General features: G+C 45.7%; 18 protein-coding genes. 11 read left to right on the top strand and 7 right to left on the bottom strand.

The genetic code is table 11. The annotated features are described in order from the left end of the window. Window positions 1-38 precede the first annotated feature (38 nt). Both clpX and clpP read right to left on the bottom strand, forming a co-directional pair. Window positions 39-1,313, bottom strand: a complete 1,275-nt coding sequence (gene clpX, locus BLR43_RS08600) for an ATP-dependent protease ATP-binding subunit ClpX (protein ID WP_071002879.1) — start codon at window positions 1,311-1,313, stop codon at window positions 39-41. Between the two features lie 186 nt (window positions 1,314-1,499). Beyond that, a complete protein-coding gene (gene clpP / locus BLR43_RS08595; protein WP_212564481.1) occupies window positions 1,500-2,126 on the bottom strand; it encodes an ATP-dependent Clp endopeptidase proteolytic subunit ClpP in 627 nt (208 codons plus the stop codon). A gap of 803 nt (window positions 2,127-2,929) precedes the next feature. On the opposite strand from clpP, the gene BLR43_RS08590 reads away from it, so the two are divergent. The 7 genes from BLR43_RS08590 (at window position 2,930) to BLR43_RS08560 (ending at window position 9,653) form a co-directional block, all read left to right on the top strand. Next, entirely contained in the window at window positions 2,930-3,952 is a 1,023-nt protein-coding gene (locus BLR43_RS08590) for an urease accessory protein UreD (RefSeq protein ID WP_093070425.1), read from the top strand. A gap of 79 nt (window positions 3,953-4,031) precedes the next feature. Further along, entirely contained in the window at window positions 4,032-4,334 is a 303-nt protein-coding gene (gene ureA, locus BLR43_RS08585; RefSeq protein ID WP_057761815.1) for an urease subunit gamma, read from the top strand. 44 nt (window positions 4,335-4,378) lie between these two features. After that, a complete protein-coding gene (gene ureC / locus BLR43_RS08580; protein ID WP_093070423.1) occupies window positions 4,379-6,553 on the top strand; it encodes an urease subunit alpha in 2,175 nt (724 codons plus the stop codon). Window positions 6,554-6,733: 180 nt separating this feature from the next. Next, on the top strand, window positions 6,734-7,318 hold the full coding sequence (gene ureE / locus BLR43_RS08575; protein WP_093070421.1) for an urease accessory protein UreE: 585 nt from the start codon (window positions 6,734-6,736) through the stop codon (window positions 7,316-7,318). After that, the gene (locus BLR43_RS08570; RefSeq protein WP_093070419.1) at window positions 7,308-8,102 is read left to right on the top strand and encodes an urease accessory protein UreF; all 795 of its coding nucleotides are present in this window, start codon (window positions 7,308-7,310) and stop codon (window positions 8,100-8,102) included. The genes ureE and BLR43_RS08570 overlap by 11 nt, the downstream gene beginning before the upstream one ends. Window positions 8,103-8,159: 57 nt before the next feature. Then, on the top strand, window positions 8,160-8,849 hold the full coding sequence (gene ureG, locus BLR43_RS08565; protein ID WP_083499689.1) for an urease accessory protein UreG: 690 nt from the start codon (window positions 8,160-8,162) through the stop codon (window positions 8,847-8,849). A gap of 51 nt (window positions 8,850-8,900) precedes the next feature. Further along, a complete protein-coding gene (locus BLR43_RS08560) occupies window positions 8,901-9,653 on the top strand; it encodes a HupE/UreJ family protein (RefSeq protein WP_093070416.1) in 753 nt (250 codons plus the stop codon). A 205-nt stretch (window positions 9,654-9,858) separates the two neighbouring features. On the opposite strand, the gene tig is transcribed toward BLR43_RS08560, so the two are convergent. Together tig and rdgB are read right to left on the bottom strand one after the other, a co-directional pair. Then, window positions 9,859-11,202: a trigger factor gene (tig, locus tag BLR43_RS08555; protein WP_093070414.1), complete on the bottom strand. Its 1,344-nt coding sequence runs from the start codon at window positions 11,200-11,202 to the stop codon at window positions 9,859-9,861. 439 nt (window positions 11,203-11,641) lie between these two features. Further along, entirely contained in the window at window positions 11,642-12,295 is a 654-nt protein-coding gene (gene rdgB / locus BLR43_RS08550) for an RdgB/HAM1 family non-canonical purine NTP pyrophosphatase (RefSeq protein ID WP_093070411.1), read from the bottom strand. 528 nt (window positions 12,296-12,823) lie between these two features. Between rdgB and BLR43_RS08545 the strand changes: the two genes are divergently transcribed. Then, on the top strand, window positions 12,824-13,453 hold the full coding sequence (locus tag BLR43_RS08545; protein ID WP_093070409.1) for a superoxide dismutase: 630 nt from the start codon (window positions 12,824-12,826) through the stop codon (window positions 13,451-13,453). A 100-nt stretch (window positions 13,454-13,553) separates the two neighbouring features. Here the strand turns inward: BLR43_RS08545 and BLR43_RS08540 are convergent, their stop codons facing one another. From BLR43_RS08540 to BLR43_RS08530, 3 genes are all read right to left on the bottom strand, one after another. Further along, on the bottom strand, window positions 13,554-14,066 hold the full coding sequence (locus tag BLR43_RS08540) for a hypothetical protein (RefSeq protein ID WP_093070406.1): 513 nt from the start codon (window positions 14,064-14,066) through the stop codon (window positions 13,554-13,556). A gap of 134 nt (window positions 14,067-14,200) precedes the next feature. After that, window positions 14,201-15,019, bottom strand: a complete 819-nt coding sequence (locus BLR43_RS08535) for a DUF72 domain-containing protein (RefSeq protein WP_071002889.1) — start codon at window positions 15,017-15,019, stop codon at window positions 14,201-14,203. Between the two features lie 70 nt (window positions 15,020-15,089). Then, window positions 15,090-16,151: a polyprenyl synthetase family protein gene (locus tag BLR43_RS08530; RefSeq protein WP_093070404.1), complete on the bottom strand. Its 1,062-nt coding sequence runs from the start codon at window positions 16,149-16,151 to the stop codon at window positions 15,090-15,092. A gap of 806 nt (window positions 16,152-16,957) precedes the next feature. Between BLR43_RS08530 and fadB the strand changes: the two genes are divergently transcribed. From fadB to BLR43_RS08515, 3 genes are all read left to right on the top strand, one after another. After that, window positions 16,958-19,117 (top strand): fatty acid oxidation complex subunit alpha FadB, encoded by a 2,160-nt coding sequence (gene fadB, locus BLR43_RS08525; protein WP_093070401.1) that lies wholly within the window; start codon window positions 16,958-16,960, stop codon window positions 19,115-19,117. Between the two features lie 233 nt (window positions 19,118-19,350). Beyond that, window positions 19,351-20,523 (top strand): acetyl-CoA C-acyltransferase FadA, encoded by a 1,173-nt coding sequence (gene fadA / locus BLR43_RS08520; protein ID WP_071002892.1) that lies wholly within the window; start codon window positions 19,351-19,353, stop codon window positions 20,521-20,523. A gap of 284 nt (window positions 20,524-20,807) precedes the next feature. Further along, window positions 20,808-21,383 (top strand): isochorismatase family protein, encoded by a 576-nt coding sequence (locus BLR43_RS08515; RefSeq protein ID WP_058025121.1) that lies wholly within the window; start codon window positions 20,808-20,810, stop codon window positions 21,381-21,383. The last annotated feature ends 114 nt before the right edge of the window (window positions 21,384-21,497 follow it).

Below are 21,497 nucleotides of genomic sequence, written 5' to 3'. Positions count from 1 at the left end.
TCATTACTAATAATGAGCCATCTAAGTCTCATTATGCATTAAGCAATTTTAGGTATTTTACCTTCATTGATGACTTCTGCATCAACCATCACGGTCTTGGCATTTTCCATAGAAGGTAGCTCATACATGGTCTCAAGCAAAGCGTTTTCTACGATAGAACGTAGACCGCGCGCACCCGTCTTGCGCTCCATTGCTTTTTTGGCGATGGCATCAAGTGCTTCATCTGTAAAGCTGATCTCAGCGCCTTCCATATCGAACAAGTACTTGTACTGTTTGACCAGTGCGTTCTTAGGTTCGGTAAGGATTTGTACCAAGGCTTCTTCATCAAGCTCTTTTAGCGCTGCAAGCACAGGCAGACGACCGATGAGCTCAGGAATCAAACCAAACTTGATCAAATCTTCTGGCTCAACTTCTTGTAGCAAGTCTGAGCTACGACGGCTGTCGTCTTTTGAGCTAACATCCGCGTTAAAGCCGATACCGCCTTTTTCGGTACGTTGCTGAATGACTTTATCAAGTCCTGCAAACGCGCCGCCGACGATGATTAGGATGTTACTGGTATCGACTTGGATCAGCTCTTGCTGTGGATGCTTACGACCACCGTGCGGCGGAATCGCAGCAACGGTGCCTTCGATCAGCTTTAGCAGCGCTTGCTGCACGCCTTCGCCCGATACATCACGGGTAATCGATGGGTTATCACCTTTTTTGCTAATTTTGTCGATTTCATCAATATAGATGATGCCTTGTTCCGCTTTGGCCACATCGTAGTCAGACGCTTGTAGTAGCTTTTGCACGATGTTCTCAACGTCTTCACCGACATACCCTGCTTCGGTCAAGGTGGTGGCATCGGCCATTGCAAATGGCACATCAAGCAGACGAGCCAAGGTTTGCGCCAGCAAGGTCTTACCAGAACCCGTTGGGCCAATCAGCAAAATGTTACTTTTTGCCAATTCTACCATCGCGTCATCAGCACCGATTTTGGCTTTTTTGCTGTTATTGGCAAGTGTCTGGCTGACTTTTAGACGTTTGTAATGGTTATATACCGCGACCGATAACGCTTTTTTGGCAGCGTCCTGACCGATGACATACTCATCAAGCTTGGCACGCAGCTCTTTTGGGGTAGGTAGCTTTTTGTTGACCCATGAGGTATCTACGTCGCTGTCGTCATCGCTGTGTTCTGCACTGTCTGCGATTAGATCAGTACATAGCTCGATACATTCATTGCAAATATTGGCGTCATCAGCAGCAATCAGCTGCTGTACATCACTTTTGGCTTTACCACAAAACGAACAATGCGGGGTGTTATCTTCTGCCATAAAAGGCGCTCCTAAAGTTTAAAACTGGTTAGTCTATTTGCGACATATCGATGGTTGTATTGGTTGAACGCTCATACCTGCTTACGATCTATCAGGTATGAGCGGCATATTGATTTACCATACAAACAGACTATAACTATTCTTATGATGGCGCACTCGTTTGAGAGGCGTAGCGCTTATTTGAGATTACAAAGATTCAGGACGGCGCTCTAATACTTCATCAACCAAACCGTACTCTTTGGCTTCCTCAGCATCTAACCAAAAATCGCGCTCGACGTCTTTTTCGATTTTTTCGAGTGGCTGGCCGGTGCGCTCAGCCAAAATGCGGTTTAGGCGATCACGGATTTTGAGGATTTCACGAGCATTAATCTCGATATCAGTCGCTTGGCCTTGCGCGCCGCCTGATGGCTGGTGAATCATCACGCGAGCATTGGCGAGTGAGTAGCGCTTACCTTTTTGACCCGCGGCCAACAAGAATGAGCCCATGCTATAAGCACCGCCCATACAGATGGTGGATACTTCAGGTTTGATAAAGTTCATGGTATCAAAGATTGCCAAGCCTGCACTTACTGAGCCACCTGGTGAATTGATATACAAATGAATGTCTTTGTCAGGGTTTTCAGCTTCTAGAAATAGCAGCTGTGCGACGATTAGATTGGCCATATGGTCTTCGACTTGGCCTGTCAAAAAGATCACACGCTCACGCAATAGGCGTGAAAAAATATCAAACGAGCGTTCACCGCGTGAAGACTGCTCAACCACCATTGGTACTAGCGCCGCTTGGGTGGTTTGTACTTCTTTGTGAGCGCTCATTAGCATATCAAAATGTGGGTTAGCAGTGATGCGTTCATAATCTGTCATAGAAAAGTCCTATCGATAAAGGGATAAAATAAAAAACAGTTAAAATGGTTTTATTGTCTGGTATGTTTTGTGCTAATGGGTAGTTTATAGGGGGACTACGCCCACTATTCAAGCCTATAAAACCCGTTTGTACATAAAATAGGTGAAAAAGTGAGTCCGCTATATTTTTATATATAAGTTGAAAGAATATCCAAAAAAGGCAGATTCTATCTGCAAATCAGGCGTATCCCACAGAAACTTACCCCGATATGGATATCATAGAGCAGTGTCTCACCATACTTTTAACATAGAATACCTGATTAACTGCCTTGCAATCTACCTATCTTACTATTCAATTGTGCAAATGTGGGTTGTCAAAAGAATCCTTAAGCGCATTTACTCATAGTTATTCTTATAAGTAGAAAGTGCGGCCTGACATAGTGTGTTAATAGTCCAAGTTTGAATGCTAAAAAATGGTGCATATTAACGAAAAACGCCACAATTTGGTGCAAACCGTTATTTATCTAATAGTTATCAGCGGTAAAAGGCTGATTAAAAAATAGCTAAACCAGCTTTGTCATGTTAGTAAGAAAAAATATACAGTCAAAACCAAAGTAAAATCATTATGTTGGGTGTGATGGTGGAGTGTATGTAAGAGTGTTTGCATATGAGTTGGCATAATGCTTGTATAGACAGTGAAATTAACTGACTTTTTGGTCAGGAACCAGATTACTAGATTGTATTTAATGAGTAAAATGAGCAAATGAGTATATAAAATGAGTTGGGCTTCTTCTTTAACATTGAGTTTTGACACTGTTAAGCGCACAGATATTGCCAAAATTGCGGCTGCTACCGCTAAGACGCGGCTATCTCATCGTGAGCACACGGGCGCGCTTATGGTACAGCGTGCCCTATATCCTGAGCCACGTGGGCAGCAAGGCATTTGTCATATATTGATGTTATATCCGCCAGCAGGTATCGCAGGCGGTGATACGCTGACGATAGAGTTGCATTTAGACAATGGCAGCCATGCTGTTATCACTACACCAGGGGCTGGCAAGTGGTATGGTAATGACGGTGTCAGCCAAAAACATAAAGCTCGGTCGGACGACAACGACACGCACCAAAGTATGAGCCAAGACAAGATAGCTGCCTATGCAAGCCAACATCTGCAAGCCAAACTCGCCGCACATGTTCGCTTAGAATGGCTACCACAAGAGAGTATTATTTATAACGAAGCCAATATGCATGCAGTGAGCCGTTTTGATTTAGCTGACTCATCTAGCTTGCTGACTTGGGAGATTAGCGTATTTGGGCGGCAAGCATATGATGAGCAGTTCTTGCAAGGGCGTTATCATACTGGATTAAATATCTACCGAGAAGGTAAGGTTATCGTTGCTGAACGTGTCAAACAGGCTGCCCAAAGTCGCTGGTTTACATCGAGTCTAGGACTAGCAGATCAGCATATTTATGGGTCATTTTGGGCAGTGCCAAGTTTGAGCGATGTACATGACAACGCTGCACTGCCTGCCTCTGCCGCACAATCAGACGAGACAGCCTTAGCAACGATGAAGCAGGCCCTAGCTCGCTATTTAGACAATACCATCGTTGCATTACGCCATATGATTGCTGAGGCTAGATTACCGGTTTATTGTACTCATAACGGTCAAGCCATTAATATTCGGTATATCGGTTCAGATGTGCGCGGCTGTTTTGAAGCTTTTTATCAAATCAGAGAAGGCTTGCGACATCATTGGTGGCAGCTTGAGCCTTGCCGTCCGCGTATTTGGGACACCTAAGTCTACGGTTTTTCATAGCTAAGCCACACGACCTGATAATCTGCTATAACTTTTATAATAAATAAAATAAGGATTTGCCATGCATCTGACGCCAACAGAAAAAGACAAGCTCATGCTATTTACCGCTGGCATGGTGGCTGAGCGCCGCAAAAACCGCGGCGTTAAGCTCAATTACCCCGAAGCCATCGCTTATATCAGTATGCTGCTGATGGAAGGGGCTAGAGATGGCAAAAGAGTGGCTGAATTAATGAGTGAAGGGGCTACTTACCTGTCTGCCGATGATGTCATGGAAGGGGTGGCAGAGATGGTCGATGAAGTGCAAATCGAGGCGACCTTCCCTGATGGTACCAAATTGGTCACGGTACACAATCCCATCGTATAGTTCTGTCTATCACTAAATGATCACTCCAACATAAGGCGGCTCCCATGCAAGCAGGCGAATATAACATCCAAGATGGTGACATTATCCTAAACCAAGGAAGACAAGTACAGACCATCAGTGTGAGTAATACTGGCGATAGACCGATCCAAATCGGCTCGCATTATCACTTTTATGAAGTCAATGATGCGCTGAGCTTTAATAGAGAGCAGACCCGTGGGTATCGCCTAAATATCATCTCTGGCACGGCAGTTCGTTTTGAGCCGGGGCAGTCGCGAGAGGTAGAATTGGTGGCTTATGCTGGCAAGCAGGAAGTATATGGCTTTGCAGGTCGTGTCATGGGCGCGGTTCAACCAGATAAGACCGATGAAAAGCAACTGGCTACTTCGCAAAAGCGGGTAAGTCGGCAGATTTATGCAGAGCATTTTGGTCCGACTACCGGCGATAAAGTGCGTCTCGCTGATACTGAGCTTTGGCTACAGGTTGAGGCGGATTTGACCAGCCATAAAGATACTGCTATTGACCAAGCGAATACGTCACAAAGTGATGAAGGTACTAGCCATACTACCGAGATTAAGGGTGAAGAAGTCAAATTTGGCGGCGGCAAAGTCATCCGTGATGGTATGGGTCAAGGGCAACTGCTGGGCGCGGAAGTTGCAGATACCGTGATTACCAATGCACTGGTTGTAGATTATACGGGTATCTACAAAGCCGATATCGGTATCAAAAATGGCCGTATCAGCGCGATTGGTAAAGCGGGTAATCCTGATATCCAGCCTGCCATCGATATTCCGATTGGCGGCGCGACCGAAATCATCGCTGGTGAAGGCAAAATCCTCACCGCAGGCGGCGTCGATAGTCATATTCACTTTATCGCGCCTCAGCAGTGTGAGACGGCGCTGATGTCGGGGGTGACCACGATGCTAGGCGGTGGCACAGGCCCTGCCCAAGGTACGCTCGCGACTACTTGTACGCCGGGGGCATATCATATTGCCTCAATGCTACAATCTACCGATAGTATCCCTATGAATATTGGGCTATTGGGTAAAGGCAATGTGAGTGTGCCCACTCCAATTGCTGAGCAAATCGAAGCGGGTGCCGTCGGACTCAAGCTACATGAAGATTGGGGTACGACGCCGCAAGCTATTGATAATTGTCTGAGCGTTGCTGACGACTATGATGTGCAAGTTGCGATTCATACTGACACGTTAAATGAAAGTGGCTATCTTGAGAGTACGCTTGGCGCATTTAAAAACCGCTGTATTCATACTTTTCATACCGAAGGCGCAGGCGGTGGCCATGCGCCTGATATTCTAAAGGCCATTGGCAAGTCGCATGTGCTTCCATCTTCCACCAATCCTACTAGGCCTTATACCGTCAATACCATTGATGAGCATCTCGATATGCTCATGGTTTGTCATCATTTAAGCCCTGCTATCGCAGAGGACGTAGCATTTGCCGAAAGCCGTATTCGTCAAGAAACCATCGCGGCTGAAGACATCTTGCACGATTTGGGTGCTATCTCGATGATGAGTAGTGACTCACAAGCGATGGGGCGCGTGGGTGAAGTGGTCATTCGCACATGGCAGACGGCGCACAAAATGAAAGTTCAGCGTGGTCATCTGGCTCCAGATGCGACAGCACAAACAGAGCATCAAGCGCAGCATATTACTCTGACCGACTACGATCAAAGCGCGGACAATGATAACTTTCGCATCAAACGCTATATTGCAAAATATACGATAAATCCTGCGATTACGCATGGTATTAGCGATATGGTCGGCTCCATTGAAGTGGGTAAATGGGCGGATATGGTGCTGTGGTCGCCCAAGTTTTTTGGGGTAAAACCTGAATGCATCATCAAAGGTGGCCTGATCGCTGCGGTACCGATGGGCGATATTAACGCCTCTATTCCCACCCCTCAGCCTGTGCATTATCGTCCTATGTTTGCGTCGTATCCCAAATCGGTTGCTCAAACCAGTATCACCTTTATGTCGCAAGCCGCGATAGACAAACAAGTCGATAAACAGCTTGGACTGACAAAAGTGATTCAGCCTGTCCATGGGATACGTGAGATTCGCAAAAGCGATATGCGCCTCAACAGCTACTGCCCAGATATGGACATCAATCCTGAGACCTACGAAGTACGTGCCGATGGTAAGACACTTACCTGTGAGCCTGCTGAGGTACTGCCCATGGCACAGCGTTATTTCTTATTCTGATTTTTATTTTAAGATTTAAAGACACACGGCTAAAGGCTGTCTTAAAAAGCGTGTCACAGGCTTATAGAGAGCTGGTTTTGGCGTGATCTTCTCATTGATTGCTGACAGCCATTTTGGGCACTTTTATTATCAATACTATTATTCAATCATTTGAGCCACAGTAAACAGAGCATTATATTTATGAAAATATTTAATACCCGTCTCCCTACCTTAAGTGATATCCAACAAGCGCAATTGACTGCCCAGCGCCAAGCGGATGACTATCTGCTTTTGGACTTTGATACTCGTCAGCATTCGCGATTTCGAGCTGTGACAGTTTCAGGGGAGGCGGTCGGTATCGATTTGCCGCGTACTGGTGTCTTAAAAGGAGATGACGTCCTCACCAATGCCGCAGGGGAGTTGATGCAAGTCATCGCCAAGCCCCAAGCGGTGACCAAAGTGACGGCAGCCGATGATTTTCTACTAATGAAAGGCGCGTATCATTTGGGCAATCGCCATGTGCCGTTGATGTTTGAGCACAGTGCAGCACGGTACGCGCTGTATTTTGAAAACGATCATGTACTGGCACAAATGCTAGAAAATCTTGGGCTACATACTGAGTCTGCATCAGTGCCGTTTGAGCCTGAAACGGGTGCTTATCAGACAGGACACGGGCATTCGCATAGCCATTCTCACGCTCATACGCATTCGCATAATGACGCGCATAGCCATGATGACAGCCACAGCCAACATAATGCGTCTATAGGTCACTCAAATGATGGTTGATGACAGTGCTCAGTCTCATCTGTCTGCCCAACTTGGGCAGATGTTGATGCTGGCCTCTAGTAACTTGCCGATTGGTAGCTATACCTACTCACAAGGCGTAGAGTCAGCGATTGAGTCAGGCATTATCTCTGATGAAGCCAGTACGCTTACCTTTATGCAAGACTATCTTGCGCTGGCTGTCATTGGCTACGAGCTACCTATATTGGCACTTATCGTGTGTGCGCTTGATCAAGGTAATGAGGTGCTAGCGGCAAATCTGGCACATGATTATCATGCAGGCCTTGAGAGTAAAGAGTTTATACTAGAGTCGCAGCAGTTGGCACAAGCGATGGTATCCTGGCTCAACGAAGTACTGAGTCTTGGTATACCTGCTGAGATACCTGATGATGGTTATTTACCACTTTTTGCTCACATTGCCCAGCATTGGCAGCTGCCACTCATGCAGTCGATGACCACCTATGGATTTGCTCAATTGGAAAATATGGTGCTCGCCGCTGTCAAGACTGTACCACTCGGGCAAATGGCGGGTCAGCGTATCTTGTGGCAGCTGCAAAGTGATCTTGGCTCTGAAGTTGGAGCGCTGAGCGATAGCATACAGCAAGCCTTTGAGGATTTAATCACGTCATCAAACGCGACCGACACGCTCAATATGAGTGAACATCAGGGTTGTCAAAAGCTGTGCGAAGACCTCTATGACAGGCTCAATATTTCTAATAGCTTGCCCAATTTGGCGATTCTCTCAAGTATGCATGAGGAGCAATACAGCCGGTTGTTCCGCTCATAACTGTACCTTTATCTCTATTTATTATTATTCCTATATGAAACATTCAAGGAGCTTACCATGTCTCTAACCCCGATCAAACCAAAAAGCATCCAATCTACACCTGACTCACATATTGATAATGACCAGTCAAATCCGCCCGCTTCTTTATCCTGCTTACGCCTCGGCATCGGCGGGCCAGTCGGCAGTGGTAAGACCGCTTTGACCCTAAAATTGTGTCAAAACTTGCGTGATACGATCAATATGGCAGTTGTCACCAATGATATTTATACCAAAGAAGATTCGCAGTTTTTGACACGCAATAATGCGATGCCCGCTGAACGTATTCGCGGCGTAGAAACGGGCGGCTGTCCGCATACCGCGATTCGTGAAGATGCGTCGATCAACCTGACGACCATTGCCGAGTTGCAAGAAACCTTTGAGGGCCTAGAATTGATTATCATTGAGTCGGGTGGTGACAATCTTGCCGCGACCTTTAGCCCAGAGCTGTCTGATTTGACCTTATATGTCATTGACGTCTCAGCGGGTGACAAAATACCTCGTAAAGGGGGCCCTGGTATCACCAAGTCGGATTTATTAATCATCAATAAAACCGATCTTGCGCCAATGGTTGGCGCATCGCTTGAGGTGATGGAGCGCGATGCCAAAAAAATGCGTGGCGATAAGCCTTTTGTCTTTAGCAATATGAAAACCGGTGATGGTCTGGATGAAATTATTGCCTTTATCAAAGAGCACGGTATGCTCGCTTAACCAATAGCCGCTCATCAATCATTAAAATATTCATCATAAGGAGTCAACCCCATGACACAACATACAAAAGAGCATCACAGTCATAAAGCCCGTTTTTCACAGGCTTTATCTTCTCGAAAAATAGCAGCGGCTTCAATGACGCTTGCAACCTTTACGATGGTACCGTCGTTGGCGCAGGCACATTCGGGTCATATTCACTCGGCTACTATACAAGCGCCCTCGTTTTTGGGCACATTGCAAGCGGGACTGCTGCATCCAGTGACGGGTCTTGATCATCTGTTTTTGGCAGTCGGTATGGGCATGTTGTTTTATGGACTACAAAAGCAGCGCCTAGGTATGATGTCACTGACAGCTGGATTATCACTAGGGGCCGTTTTGGGCACTATTGGGGTGTTGGTTGGCGGTGTTGGGTTTGCGGCATCATCTGGATGGATTGAGATTGCCATATCGCTATCAGTGGTCGTATTGGCTCTGATTTTGATGAGTGATAAGAGTCGACAAGAAGCTTTTTCAGCGCGTACGCAGCCAGCGCATACGCCAAGCATCCAGCAACTATCGTTGTTTGGTTTTGGTGGTTTGGCGGTCTTTCATGGATTGGCACATGCCCTTGAAGTACCAGCGAATGCTGGCGTAAGTGGTCAGTTGGGTTTTTATGCAGGGATGCTAGTGACGATGCTGGCGCTATATGCAGTTGGTACGTTGGTCAGCCAGCAGCTACAGCAGCGCCTAGGTGGTAACTTATGGTTACAGCGCGGGCTAGTCGTACTTGGACTGGGCGCGGTGTTTGTACCTGCTCTAGTATAGGGTGTATTATTGCAAGACTTTGAGCGTAGTTTTAGCTGATACGTCTTGCGTAACGACCATGCTAGCGATTGGTTAATCGAAAAAGCCATTGAGCGTGCACAAAAAAATACGGCCCCGATCGATGATCGGGGCCGTATTTTTTGATATGTAGAACAAGCGTGCTGTATGGTGTTATGGTTTAACACCATACAGCGCTCAGTCTAGATTACATACCTTGCTGCTGTTGTTGCTGAGCCGCTAGCAAATCTTGGTAGCTGACTTCTTTGTCAGTCACTTTGCCTTGGCTGATCAAGTAATCTACTACTTGGTCTTCTAGTACCACAGACTCAATGTTAGCGCGTTGCTGCTTGTCATTGGTGTAGTACTCGATTACTTCCGCTGGATCTTCGTAGTTTTCAGCCGCTTCTTTGATGAAGGTTTCAACACGCTCTTGATCCACTTCTAGACCTTCGGTGTCGATAACACGGGCAACGATGATACCAAGACGGGCTGCACGTAGCGCTTGCTCTTCAAAGAGCTCATTTGGCAGCATGTCTTTATCGAAGCTATCAGCGCTCGCACCAAACTGCTGAGAAAAACGTTGCATCATCATGTTGCGTTGACGCTCGATTTCTTGCTCTAGCATGGCGCTTGGTACGTCAAACTCGTTCTTTTCTAGCAATGCATCAAAAGTCGCTTGCTTCACTTGGCTACGCGCGGCGTTCTTGATTTCGCGTTCCATGTTTTTGCGTACGTCTTCTTTTAGTTTGTCTACGCCGCCTTCGGTCACGCCAAATAGCTCAAGGAACTCTTCATCGATCTCAGGTAACTTAGGTTTTTCAACCAATTTTACGTTGATTTTGAACTGAGCTTCTTTACCTGCTAGGTTTTCTGCTTGATAATCTTCTGGGAAAGTCACATCGATAACTTTTTCTTCGCCAGCTTTCATGCCTTTGATACCGTCTTCAAAGCCTGGAATCATCTGGCCGCTACCGATGACTAGTTTGAAGTCTTCAGCGCTACCGCCTTCAAACTTCTCGCCGTCGATTGAACCTTCAAAGTCGAAAGTGACCTGAGTATCTTTAGTCGCTTTACCTTTTTTCTCAACGTACTCTTGACGCTGCTTTTGTAGGTTTTCGATCATGGTGTCGACGTCTTCATCGCTGACGGTTGCCGTGTGACGCTCAACTTCGATTTCATCGATACCTTGTACGTCGATTTCTGGGAAGATCTCAACGGTGGCTTGATATACCAAGAAATCGTCTTCAAGTTTGACGTCGTCGATGTTTGGCATGCCAACCGCGCGGATGTCTTCAGATTTGATCGCTTCAAAGACCGTATCACGGATCACATCGTTGATCACTTCTTGCTGGATGCCCGCACCGTACTGTGAGCGGATGTGCGACATTGGCACTTTGCCTTTACGGAAACCGTCGATTTTGGCGGTTTTCGCCACTTGGCTGATGCGGCCTTCTACTTTGTTTTGGATTTTTTCAACGGGTACTTTAACCGTGAGCTGAGTCTCTTTATTAGATAGCTTGTTGGTTGTGACTTGCAAATCTGTAGCCATGTTCATTACACCTTTAGGATTAAGTAGTACGTTTGATTGCTGAGATAGTACTTAGGGTTAAATGGTAATAGACAAACCGTGCCTCAAATTACGGGCGTGTACGACGGTTGCCGCTGGAATAAATAGGGGATAATGATAAGCCCGCCACTTCAAAATCAGCACCAGTAGCAATCGCCGCTGATACTAAAGGGTGACACTGTCGAAGTTGTCAGGGTTACCAAATATCAGTTATAAACCGTTAATGCACCGCATAATAACGCTTTTTGGTGAATTATACAGGCAAATAACGGCCTTCAACAAAATTTTAAAAGTAGAACAGTATAATCTATCTGCTTATTAAAGTAAAAATTATCTCTTTGACGGCAGGGTTTCTAAGGTTTTTTTCGATGACAAGCGCACTTATTTTACAAGAGAACCTATAAAGTTTTTATAAGAGAACCTATAAAGGCAGTTGTGCCAATAATTGCTGAATAGCCTGCCCCCGATGACTGAGACGATTTTTATCAGCCGCGCTTAGGCTTGCCGCACTGGCTTGTAGATTAGGTAACCAAAACAATGGATCATAGCCAAAACCGCCGTCGCCATGCGGTGCGTCTAAGATCTCACCGTGCCATAAGCCTTGAGCGATAATCGGTAATGGGTCATCTGCATGACGCACCATAGCCAGCACGCAAACGAACATACCCTCAATCGGTGTGTCAGGCTGGGTCGTGCGTAATGGCTGCAAGTCAGCAATGAGCTTGGCGTTGTTTTTACTATCATTGCCATGCTCGCCAGCATAGCGCGCCGAGTAGATGCCGGGGGCATTACCGAGTACAGGCACGCACAGTCCTGAGTCATCAGCAATCGCAGGCAAGCCGCTGATACGGCTAGCATGGCGTGCTTTGATAATGGCGTTTTCGACAAAGCTGAGCCCATCTTCTATCGCATCGTCGATATCGAGCTGACCTTGCGGGACAATCGTCACGTCCAAGTTCGCTTCGGCAAATAGCCGTTTAAACTCAGCCAGTTTGCCTTTGTTATTACTGGCGAGCACCCACTGGTTATCAGAGGTTGATTGGGGAGCGAGTTGTACGGTATCGGTAGTGCTCATAGGGTCGTTCCGTTATATAAAAAATATGAATGAATTAGCCGAGTTTTAACTTTTGGTATTTTTATAGATGCTATATAGATCGACCTGGATAATGATGTTAGTACTGATGGCATAGAGTTTGACGAGGTAAAAGGTCATCGTTGAATAAATAACCAGTGACGATACAGAATATACGAGCTATAACATTTGGTAACTGATATTATTAGGGGCTGTTGTTATAATAGTGACCAAGCTACAGTGAAATATATCTTATAGCTTGTGAATATTAAGTTAATAAAAGTCTATAGAGTCAAACACTTGGCTTTTGGACGAACAATAACAGCTAGGTTAATTTTGGATTCATAATAATACGTGATACAGTGTTAAGCAATCACGTGTATTAAGCGATAACATTCACTTCAAACAATAGACTCAGCCAATTTAGCTCGATACCAAGTGTTTCTATTCTTAAGGCGTATCTATTTTAGGTATGTCTGTATTTAGAGAGACAGTAGTATGAGTGGCCAAATAAGCAAGGATAAAATAATTATGTCAAATATTACTTTACCAGATCTCCCATATGCAAAAGACGCGCTAGAGCCACATATCAGTGCCGAGACGCTAGAATATCATCATGACAAGCATCATGCTGCTTACGTAAACAAGTTAAATGAGCTACTACCAGGTTCTGGTTTAGAAGACAAAACCTTACCAGAAATCATCAAAGCAACTGCCAAAGATGACAGCAAGCAAACCATGTTTAACCAAGCCGCTCAGGTTTGGAACCACACGTTCTACTGGAACTGCATGACGCCAACCAACGGCGGCGGCGAACCTACTGGCGATCTAAAAGCAAAAATCGAAGAAGATTTTGGCAGCTATGACAAGTTCCGTGAAGAGTTCAAAAATGCGGCAACTTCACAGTTCGGTTCAGGCTGGGCATGGCTAGTCGCTGATAAAGTGGGTGGCAAACTATCAATCGCCAAAACTGCTAACGCTGATACCCCATTGGCACACGACCAAGTGGCTGTATTGACTTGTGACGTATGGGAACACGCGTACTACATCGACTACCGTAACCGTCGTCCTGACTACGTAGATACCTTCCTAGACAAGCTCGTAAACTGGGACTACGCAAACGCAAAATATAAAGGTCAAGACGCAGGCGTTGAAGAGTAATCTTTAATCACTAAAGTTTCGATTAATAAAAAAGGACGCTGAGAGGCGTCCTTTTTTTGGTTTTAATGGACAGTTTGGGAGCCGCTAATGAATATAGACCTTATTTAATTGTTGTGTCCTCTTCAATAGCAATCACATCAGCATCTGCTATAAACACTCTATCTGTTAGGCATGACGCATCACCTCTAGTAGCATAAACCACGTTATTTTTAGGTAAAGCGCCGCCGCCTGTGCCTACTTGTACATCCAATGGCACTTTAATATCTCCTAGCATAACAGCATTTTCCTCTATTAAAAAAGTGGCTTTGCCTTGAGGAAAGACAGGGGTTATAAAAGCATCTTGTCCAGTAAGCTCAAGCAATAGACAATTATTTTTAAGTACAAACTCGCCATAGATAATAGCCACCATCTGTGACTCAGATGGATAATGAGTAAAAAGATCAGTCGGTCTTTTACGAGCTTTTTTTTCTTCTATAACAACTTTGGCTGGCTCTACAATAACGTCTTTTTGTTCCATATTATTTTTATTTATATCTATACTTTTTGTTGTACTGACACAACCCAATTGAAAGCAAGATAATAAGACTAGGGTAAGTACAAAACGATGTTTCATAATTGATACCAGTTGATAATATTTAGTAGACGTAATTTGGTTTTTTAACCTAGCTTTGAAACTTTGCAAAGATAAAATGCTGGGTTAAAAACCCAGCCTACAAATATAGTTAAGATTATTATTTAAACTTAATCCTACAAAACCTCAAACCCAAAATTACCCAACGCTTCTCGCAGCATCGCAATATTATAATAAGCATGCGCCTTCACCGTATTTTGAAAAAAGATATAGAGCGTATCAAAATGCTGACGCTGATTGGTAATCGCTTGCGCCCAGTCGTTCATCTCAGCCTCAGAGTAGCGATAATCATGACGATCAGCCGCGCTCATCGCATCCCACCAGTTCAGATTATTGCCATGCATTCGCAGATAGCCCGTACGTTCGGTAAATATCAGGCGCGAGGGCGGCAGCCCGCTGACTTTAGGATAATCGACACTGCACCAAATCAGCCCCTGCTGTTTAAAGCTATCGATTACTTGCGGCGTGTGCCAGCCGTTATGACGAAACTCGATGGCAAGCGGATAGTCCTTAAACCAGCTGACAAGTTCTGCCAAGTACAGACGATGCTCGCGAGTACGGTCAAAGCCATGTGGGAACTGGAGCAGTAACGGCGCTAACGCATCCGCTTCAACAAGTGGCGACAAGGCGTTAAGAAAAGCCTGTGCGTGTGCGGCAGTGCCTTTACGTGCATGAGTAAAGTCTTGGTGTAGTTTAACGGCAAATTTTAACTGGCTATTAGCTTGTGTGTAAGCTTTATCAATCATCCCCGCAAAGGCTTTTTGCCCGATGGGCGCATAGAATGTGCTGTTTATTTCGACTGCACCGTATTGTTTGGCGTATTCACGTAAAAAGTCCGCTTTTTTGGTGCCTTGTGGGTACAGCGTGCCGAGCAAATCCGTGTCGCTATAGCCACCAGTGCCGAGGTAAATGCGCGGGGTAGGGTTACTGTCCATGTTGACCACTCACTGCCGTTTGAGGTGATAAAACTTTCTGAGCTGTTTTTATTCAGCGGCTATTCACTAGCTATTTCTTACGTGACCACAGCCATTCAATCAATGCCAGTAGCGCATCATTGTTTTTGACAGTGTTGTCTTGATTATTGCTAAGTTCACGGCTGATAGCCGCGCGCCCACCATCAAATAGCGATTGCGCATAGCTGGTCGCGTCATCGACGCCCATCAGTTTTACATAGGTAGATTTGTCCAATTTTTCATCGCTACCCGCAGGCTTACCAAGCGTATCTGTCGTCATCGTGACGTCCAATACATCGTCTTGAACTTGAAAGGCAAGACCGATATATTGGGCGCACTCTTGCAATGCCATACGCTGTGGAGCCGTTGCGCCAGCACAGACGCCGCCCATAAGCATGGCCGCTTCAATCAGTGCACCTGTCTTGTCACGATGGATGGCTTCTAAATCGTTTTGCACAATATCAGTACTGGCTTCGGCATTCAGATCCAGCATTTGCCCAGATACCATGCGTCTAGCGCGCGGGGCAAATATGGCCAATAGCTGACTTGCGATATTGGCATCGAATGGCGCAAAGGTTGGCATTTCCGCGGTCAATACTTCAAACGCGAGCGTCTGCAATACATCTCCTGCTAGCAGTGCCGTCGCTTCATCAAAGGCAATATGAGCAGTCGGTTGCCCACGTCGCAGCTCGTCATCATCCATACATGGCAAATCATCATGCACCAACGAATAGGTATGTAGTAGCTCTACGGCCAATGCAGCACGGCGCGACATATCATAGTCTGAGTCGTTTTCTAGCAATGAGTCCAGATCAGCATTGAGCATGTCGATGTCGTCATTGCGCTCGCCTGTACGTTCACTATTACCGCTATTAATACTGGCAAAAGCACTGGCAACCATCAATGGGCGCACCAATTTACCTTGTCCCGTCATGACATAACGACAGGCATCTACCAGTGGACTAGGCAGCTTGGCATAAGCAAACAAGACCTCAATATCTTGCGTCAGTTGCGCGCGCACAGCACTATGAAATTGCTCAGTGCTTTGAAAAGAGACAGCGTTAAAAGGGGCAAAGCCAGAAGAGGTAGCGCTAGAAGTAAGGGAAACCGTCATAATCCAACCATTTATCAGGGATACAATGAAAACTTATTAAGGACAAGGTAAAAACGGTATTAGTGTAGCATGATAGGCCATATTGCTCGTGTGAGACACGGTATCAATCGTTTGTTTTTTGCATTTTATAGCTCTGATTTATCCAAAAACGAGGCAGTACAATCGTAATCTTACAACAAGTCTTGGTTACGCATCGCTGATGTCACTTGCCGGTTGAATATGTTTTGATAAAAGCGCAAGCTAAGTAAATTATATTAATTGGGCTACACCAACGGTTTATCACCCTTGAGGTGGTAGACCGTAAAGACGAGCAAGACCGAATACATTCAAAATAGTAACTCAGTATACAAGTATTCACTAAAACACTTTGCGCATAAGGTAAATGCCTACAGGTGATTTAAGAGTGACTTGCGAGTATGGCATTAGCTTGTGACAGTTGGGGGCATAATCCCCTACACTAATTGACGTGAAAATGGTCTGATGTTGACCGTAATGGGTTTTTACTGAGCGTATTACTTCAGCAATTATCAGTGTTAGACCATGTCTCAGTCAGTATTTTAATAGCGGTATTTGCAACATATAAATGAAGCGCCGTGTGATGGGGTACAAGAGACGTCAAAATAAGTATCAAATCATGAGCGCTGGATAATAAAGACACCTTCACTGATGCGCCCTCTATGTGTTTGTCTTTATGACGATGTTTGTCTTGAAGGCGGCGCACAGTGCTATTACCCATTTTACTAACAGTAACTGGCTATTTATTTTAATTCAAAACGTAGCTTTCGTTATATAGAAAGGAGTTTCAAATGGTATACCAAGGAAATCGCATCACGGTGACAATGCTAGAAGATGGCATCGCCAACATGCACTACAACGCCGAAAATGAGAGCGTGAACAAATTTGATGCCGAAACCAACAAACAGTTTGGTGAAGCCGTTACTGCTTTAGAAAAAGCGGACGACGTCAAAGGTCTTATCGTCACTTCAGGCAAAGGCGTGTTTATCGCTGGTGCTGATATCACAGAGTTTGTGGCTTCTTTCAAAAAATCAGAAAGCGATATCAAAGATTGGGTCGTTCATATCAATGACGCTTTCAATCGTTTTGAAGATTTGCCATTCCCGAAAGTGGCGGCCATCAATGGCGCGGCAATGGGCGGCGGCTGTGAGATGACCTTGGTTTGTGAATACCGCGTCATGAGTGACAAAGCGATTATCGGTCTACCAGAAACTCAGCTAGGTATCTTCCCAGGCTTCGGTGGTACGGTTCGTAGTACGCGTATCATTGGTATCGATAACGCGCTTGAGCTTATCGCCACTGGCACACCAAAAAAACCACTTGATGCGCTAAAACTCGGCTTGGTTGATGCAACCGTACCAGCTGACGACTTGCAAGATGCAGCCATTGATTTGGTCAAAAAATGTATCTCAGGTGAGCTTGATTGGCAAGCAAAACGTGAAGAAAAACTGGCTCCTGTTAAGCTAAACCAGCTTGAGCAAGCTATGGCATTTAATAGTGCCAAAGGTGCTATTTTTGCTAAAGCCAATCCTAAGCAGTACCCAGCACCAGCTCTTGCTATTGAAGCGATTGAAAAGCACGTCAACCTACCACGTGACAAAGCGATTGAAGTTGAAGCTGCTGGCTTTGCCAAAGCGGCCAAAACCCCGCAAGCAGAGAGCTTGGTTGGTCTATTCTTAAACGATCAGCTAGTCAAAAAACTGGCCAAAAAACACAGCAAGCTTGCACACGATATCAATGAGGCCGCTGTACTAGGCGCTGGTATCATGGGTGGCGGTATCGCGTATCAAGCGGCCAGCAAAGGCTTGCCAATTATCATGAAAGATATCAAGTCTGAGCAATTAGATCTTGGTATGGGCGAAGCCAGCAAACTGCTTGGTAAAATGGTTGAACGTAAGAAGATGACCCCAGCGAAAATGGGTGAAACCTTAAGCCGCATCCGTCCTACTTTGAACTATGGTGACTTTAGCGAGACTGATATCGTTATCGAAGCGGTCGTAGAAAATCCAAATGTGAAGCGTGCAGTTCTAAAAGAAGTAGAAGGGCTAGTAAAAGACGATTGCATCCTAGCGTCAAACACCTCGACTATCTCTATCACCTATCTTGCTGAGGCGCTTGATCGCCCAGAGAACTTCGTCGGTATGCATTTCTTTAACCCAGTACATCGCATGCCACTCGTTGAAGTGATTCGCGGTGAAAAATCTTCTGAAGAAGCCATCGCGACTACCGTAGCACTCGCCTCAAAAATGGGCAAAGTGCCAGTTGTGGTCAACGACTGCCCAGGTTTCTTGGTCAACCGCGTATTGTTCCCATACTTTGGCGCGTTTGATTTATTGCTCAAGCAAGGTGCTGACTTTACCCATGTTGATAAAGTCATGGAAAAATTCGGCTGGCCAATGGGCCCTGCATACCTAATCGACGTGGTCGGTCTAGATACAGGTGTACATGGCGCAGAAGTGATGGCAGATGGTTTCCCAGATCGCATGAAACCTGACTACAAAGGTGCCATCCAGCATCTATACGAAAACGAGCGTCTGGGTCAGAAAAACGGCGTAGGTTTCTATAAGTATGAAACTGACAAGCGCGGTAAGCCAAAGAAAGTCGCTGACGACGCCACTTATGAGCTACTTAAAACCACGACAGATAGCGACAAAAAAGAGTTTGATGATCAAACCATCATCGACCGCACTATGCTGGCTTTCTGCAACGAAACGGTTCGCTGCCTAGAAGACAACATCGTGAGCACGCCTGCCGAGGCTGACATGGCAATGATTATGGGTGTCGGTTTCCCGCCATTCCGCGGTGGTCCTTGTCGTTATATCGACCAAATGGGTCTCGATAATTACTTGGCACTATGCGAAAAATACGCACACCTTGGCAAAGCCTATGAAGCGCCGCAAAAGATTCGCGACATGGCAGCCGCTGGCGAGACTTTTTACGCCACAGCGTAACGAGCATACCGTATTAGGATAAGTGGGGTGCGTTTGCTGACGTCGCTATCGGTGATAAAAAAATAGCAGACGCACCGTTTTGGTCGGTTTTATCAGGTCTGGCCTGCCGCGATAATATCCAGCGCGAAAACATCTAGATAGTTATCGTACTGATGTACGGATCGCGTGATAGATGGCTATAGAGCCCGATTAAATCGACAACACTGACAATAAAAATTGAAAAGGAAGATAGTATGACAACTTTAAGTCCAAAAGATGTGGTCATCGTAGATGGCGTGCGCTCAGCGATGGGCAGATCTAAAAATGGTATGTTCCGCCATGTACGTGCGGATACCATATCCGCTGAACTGGTACGCGCGCTAGTAGAACGTAACGACTTCGACACCAATGACATCGAAGATATTATCTGGGGCTGTGTCAACCAAACACTAGAGCAGGGCATGAACATCGGTCGTAACATTGGCCTATTGGCAGGTATTCCAAAGACTGCTGGTGGACAAACGGTTAACCGTCTGTGCGGCTCATCTATGCAGGCACTACATACCGCAGCTGCACAAATCATGACCAACCAAGGTGATGTGTTTATCATTGGCGGTGTTGAGCACATGGGTCACGTCGGCATGATGCATGGTATTGATCTAAACCCTGCCGCTTCTAAGCACTATGCAAAAGCCTCAAATATGATGGGGTTGACCGCTGAGATGCTAGGCCGTATGAATGGCATTACGCGTGAAGAGCAAGATGCGTTTGGTCTTGAATCGCATCGCCGTGCATGGGCTGCGACCACTGAAGGCCGTTTTGATAATGAAATCATCGGCATCGAAGGTCATGATGCAGATGGCCGCCTGCAGCTATGTACCGTCGATGAAGTGATTCGCCCAGATGCGACGATGGAGCAAATGCAAAAGCTACGTCCAGCGTTTGATCCAAAAGGCGGTACAGTGACTGCTGCGACGTCCTCTGCACTCTCTGACGGTGCGTCAGCGATGCTAGTCATGAGCGCGCAAAAAGCCAAAGATCTTGGTCTAAAGCCTCGCGCTCGTATTCGTAGCATGGCTGTCGCTGGTTGTGACGCAGCGATTATGGGTTATGGTCCTGTACCAGCCACCAACAAAGCCTTGAAGCGTGCTGGCATGAGCATCGATGACATGCAAACCATCGAGTTAAACGAAGCCTTTGCCGCACAAGGCCTATCAGTCTTAAAAGCGTTGAACTTGACGGACAAGCAAGATATCGTCAACATCAACGGTGGCGCGATTGCTCTAGGTCATCCACTAGGATGTTCAGGTGCTCGTATCACAGTGACATTGCTCAATGCAATGGAGCAGTCAGATACCGAGCTTGGCCTTGCAACCATGTGTATCGGTCTTGGTCAAGGTATCGCCACTATTATCGAGCGTGTTTAATTTTAAAATCGGCAACCAGTTTGTAACATTTGTTGATTAAAAATATTCTAATAATGACCCCTAGCCGTGATGGCTGGGGGTTTTTTGTGAATATAATGAGCGAGTTAATGCTTGGCGTAGTAAAGAGCACACAGGTACGTATGAAAATTATCTCCATTGACGCATTCAAGAAACTGTGACTAAATAAGGGTGAGCTGAGCTAAGATGTTATTGATGACAACTCTAATAATGACCATTCTAAAATAGCTTTTTATAATAAATATCAGTCGTACAAGGAGTGTACTATGTCTACCATGATTACTGATCGTACTTACCGAATTGCTCGTGAAAACACCCAAGCGATGATTATCGATGTACAAGAACGCCTCACGCCGTACATTTATGATCACGAAAATATCGTCAAAAAAACAGTGACCATAATCAAAGGACTGCAAGCGCTTGGTATTCCCATCATGCTCAACGAGCAGTATAAAAAAGGATTGGGCGATAGCTTGCCAGAGCTTCGTGATGTGCTAGAGGGCGACAATGCAAAGAGCTTTGAAAAAGTCACATTTAGTGCCTGCGATAACAATGACACATGGCATCATTTAGCGCAGCAAAACCGTAGTACCGTATTGCTTATCGGAGTTGAGGCACACGTCTGTGTGCTACAGACCGCGCTTGATTTGCTAGACAATGGTATGCAACCGGTCATTATTGGCGATGCCGTTGGCTCGCGTTTTCCATACGACAAAAAACAAGCCATTCGCCGTATTCGCCGTGCAGGTGGGATAATCTCGACAGTAGAAACCATTTTGTTTGAGTTGTGCCGTAGCAGTGAAGACCCTGCTTTCAAAACCATTCTGAATTTGATTAAGTAGATGGTTATATAATAGGGTGCTCAGTCATTTGACCCAATGACTTATAAGAGATAGCGCTTGATAACATCAGCGCTATTTTGTTGTTAGCCACACCGTAATGTGTAAAATTATCAA

The organism is Psychrobacter pacificensis (genome assembly GCF_900101915.1).
Classification (GTDB): domain Bacteria; phylum Pseudomonadota; class Gammaproteobacteria; order Pseudomonadales; family Moraxellaceae; genus Psychrobacter; species Psychrobacter pacificensis.
This window is presented reverse-complemented; position numbering and strand designations above follow the sequence as displayed.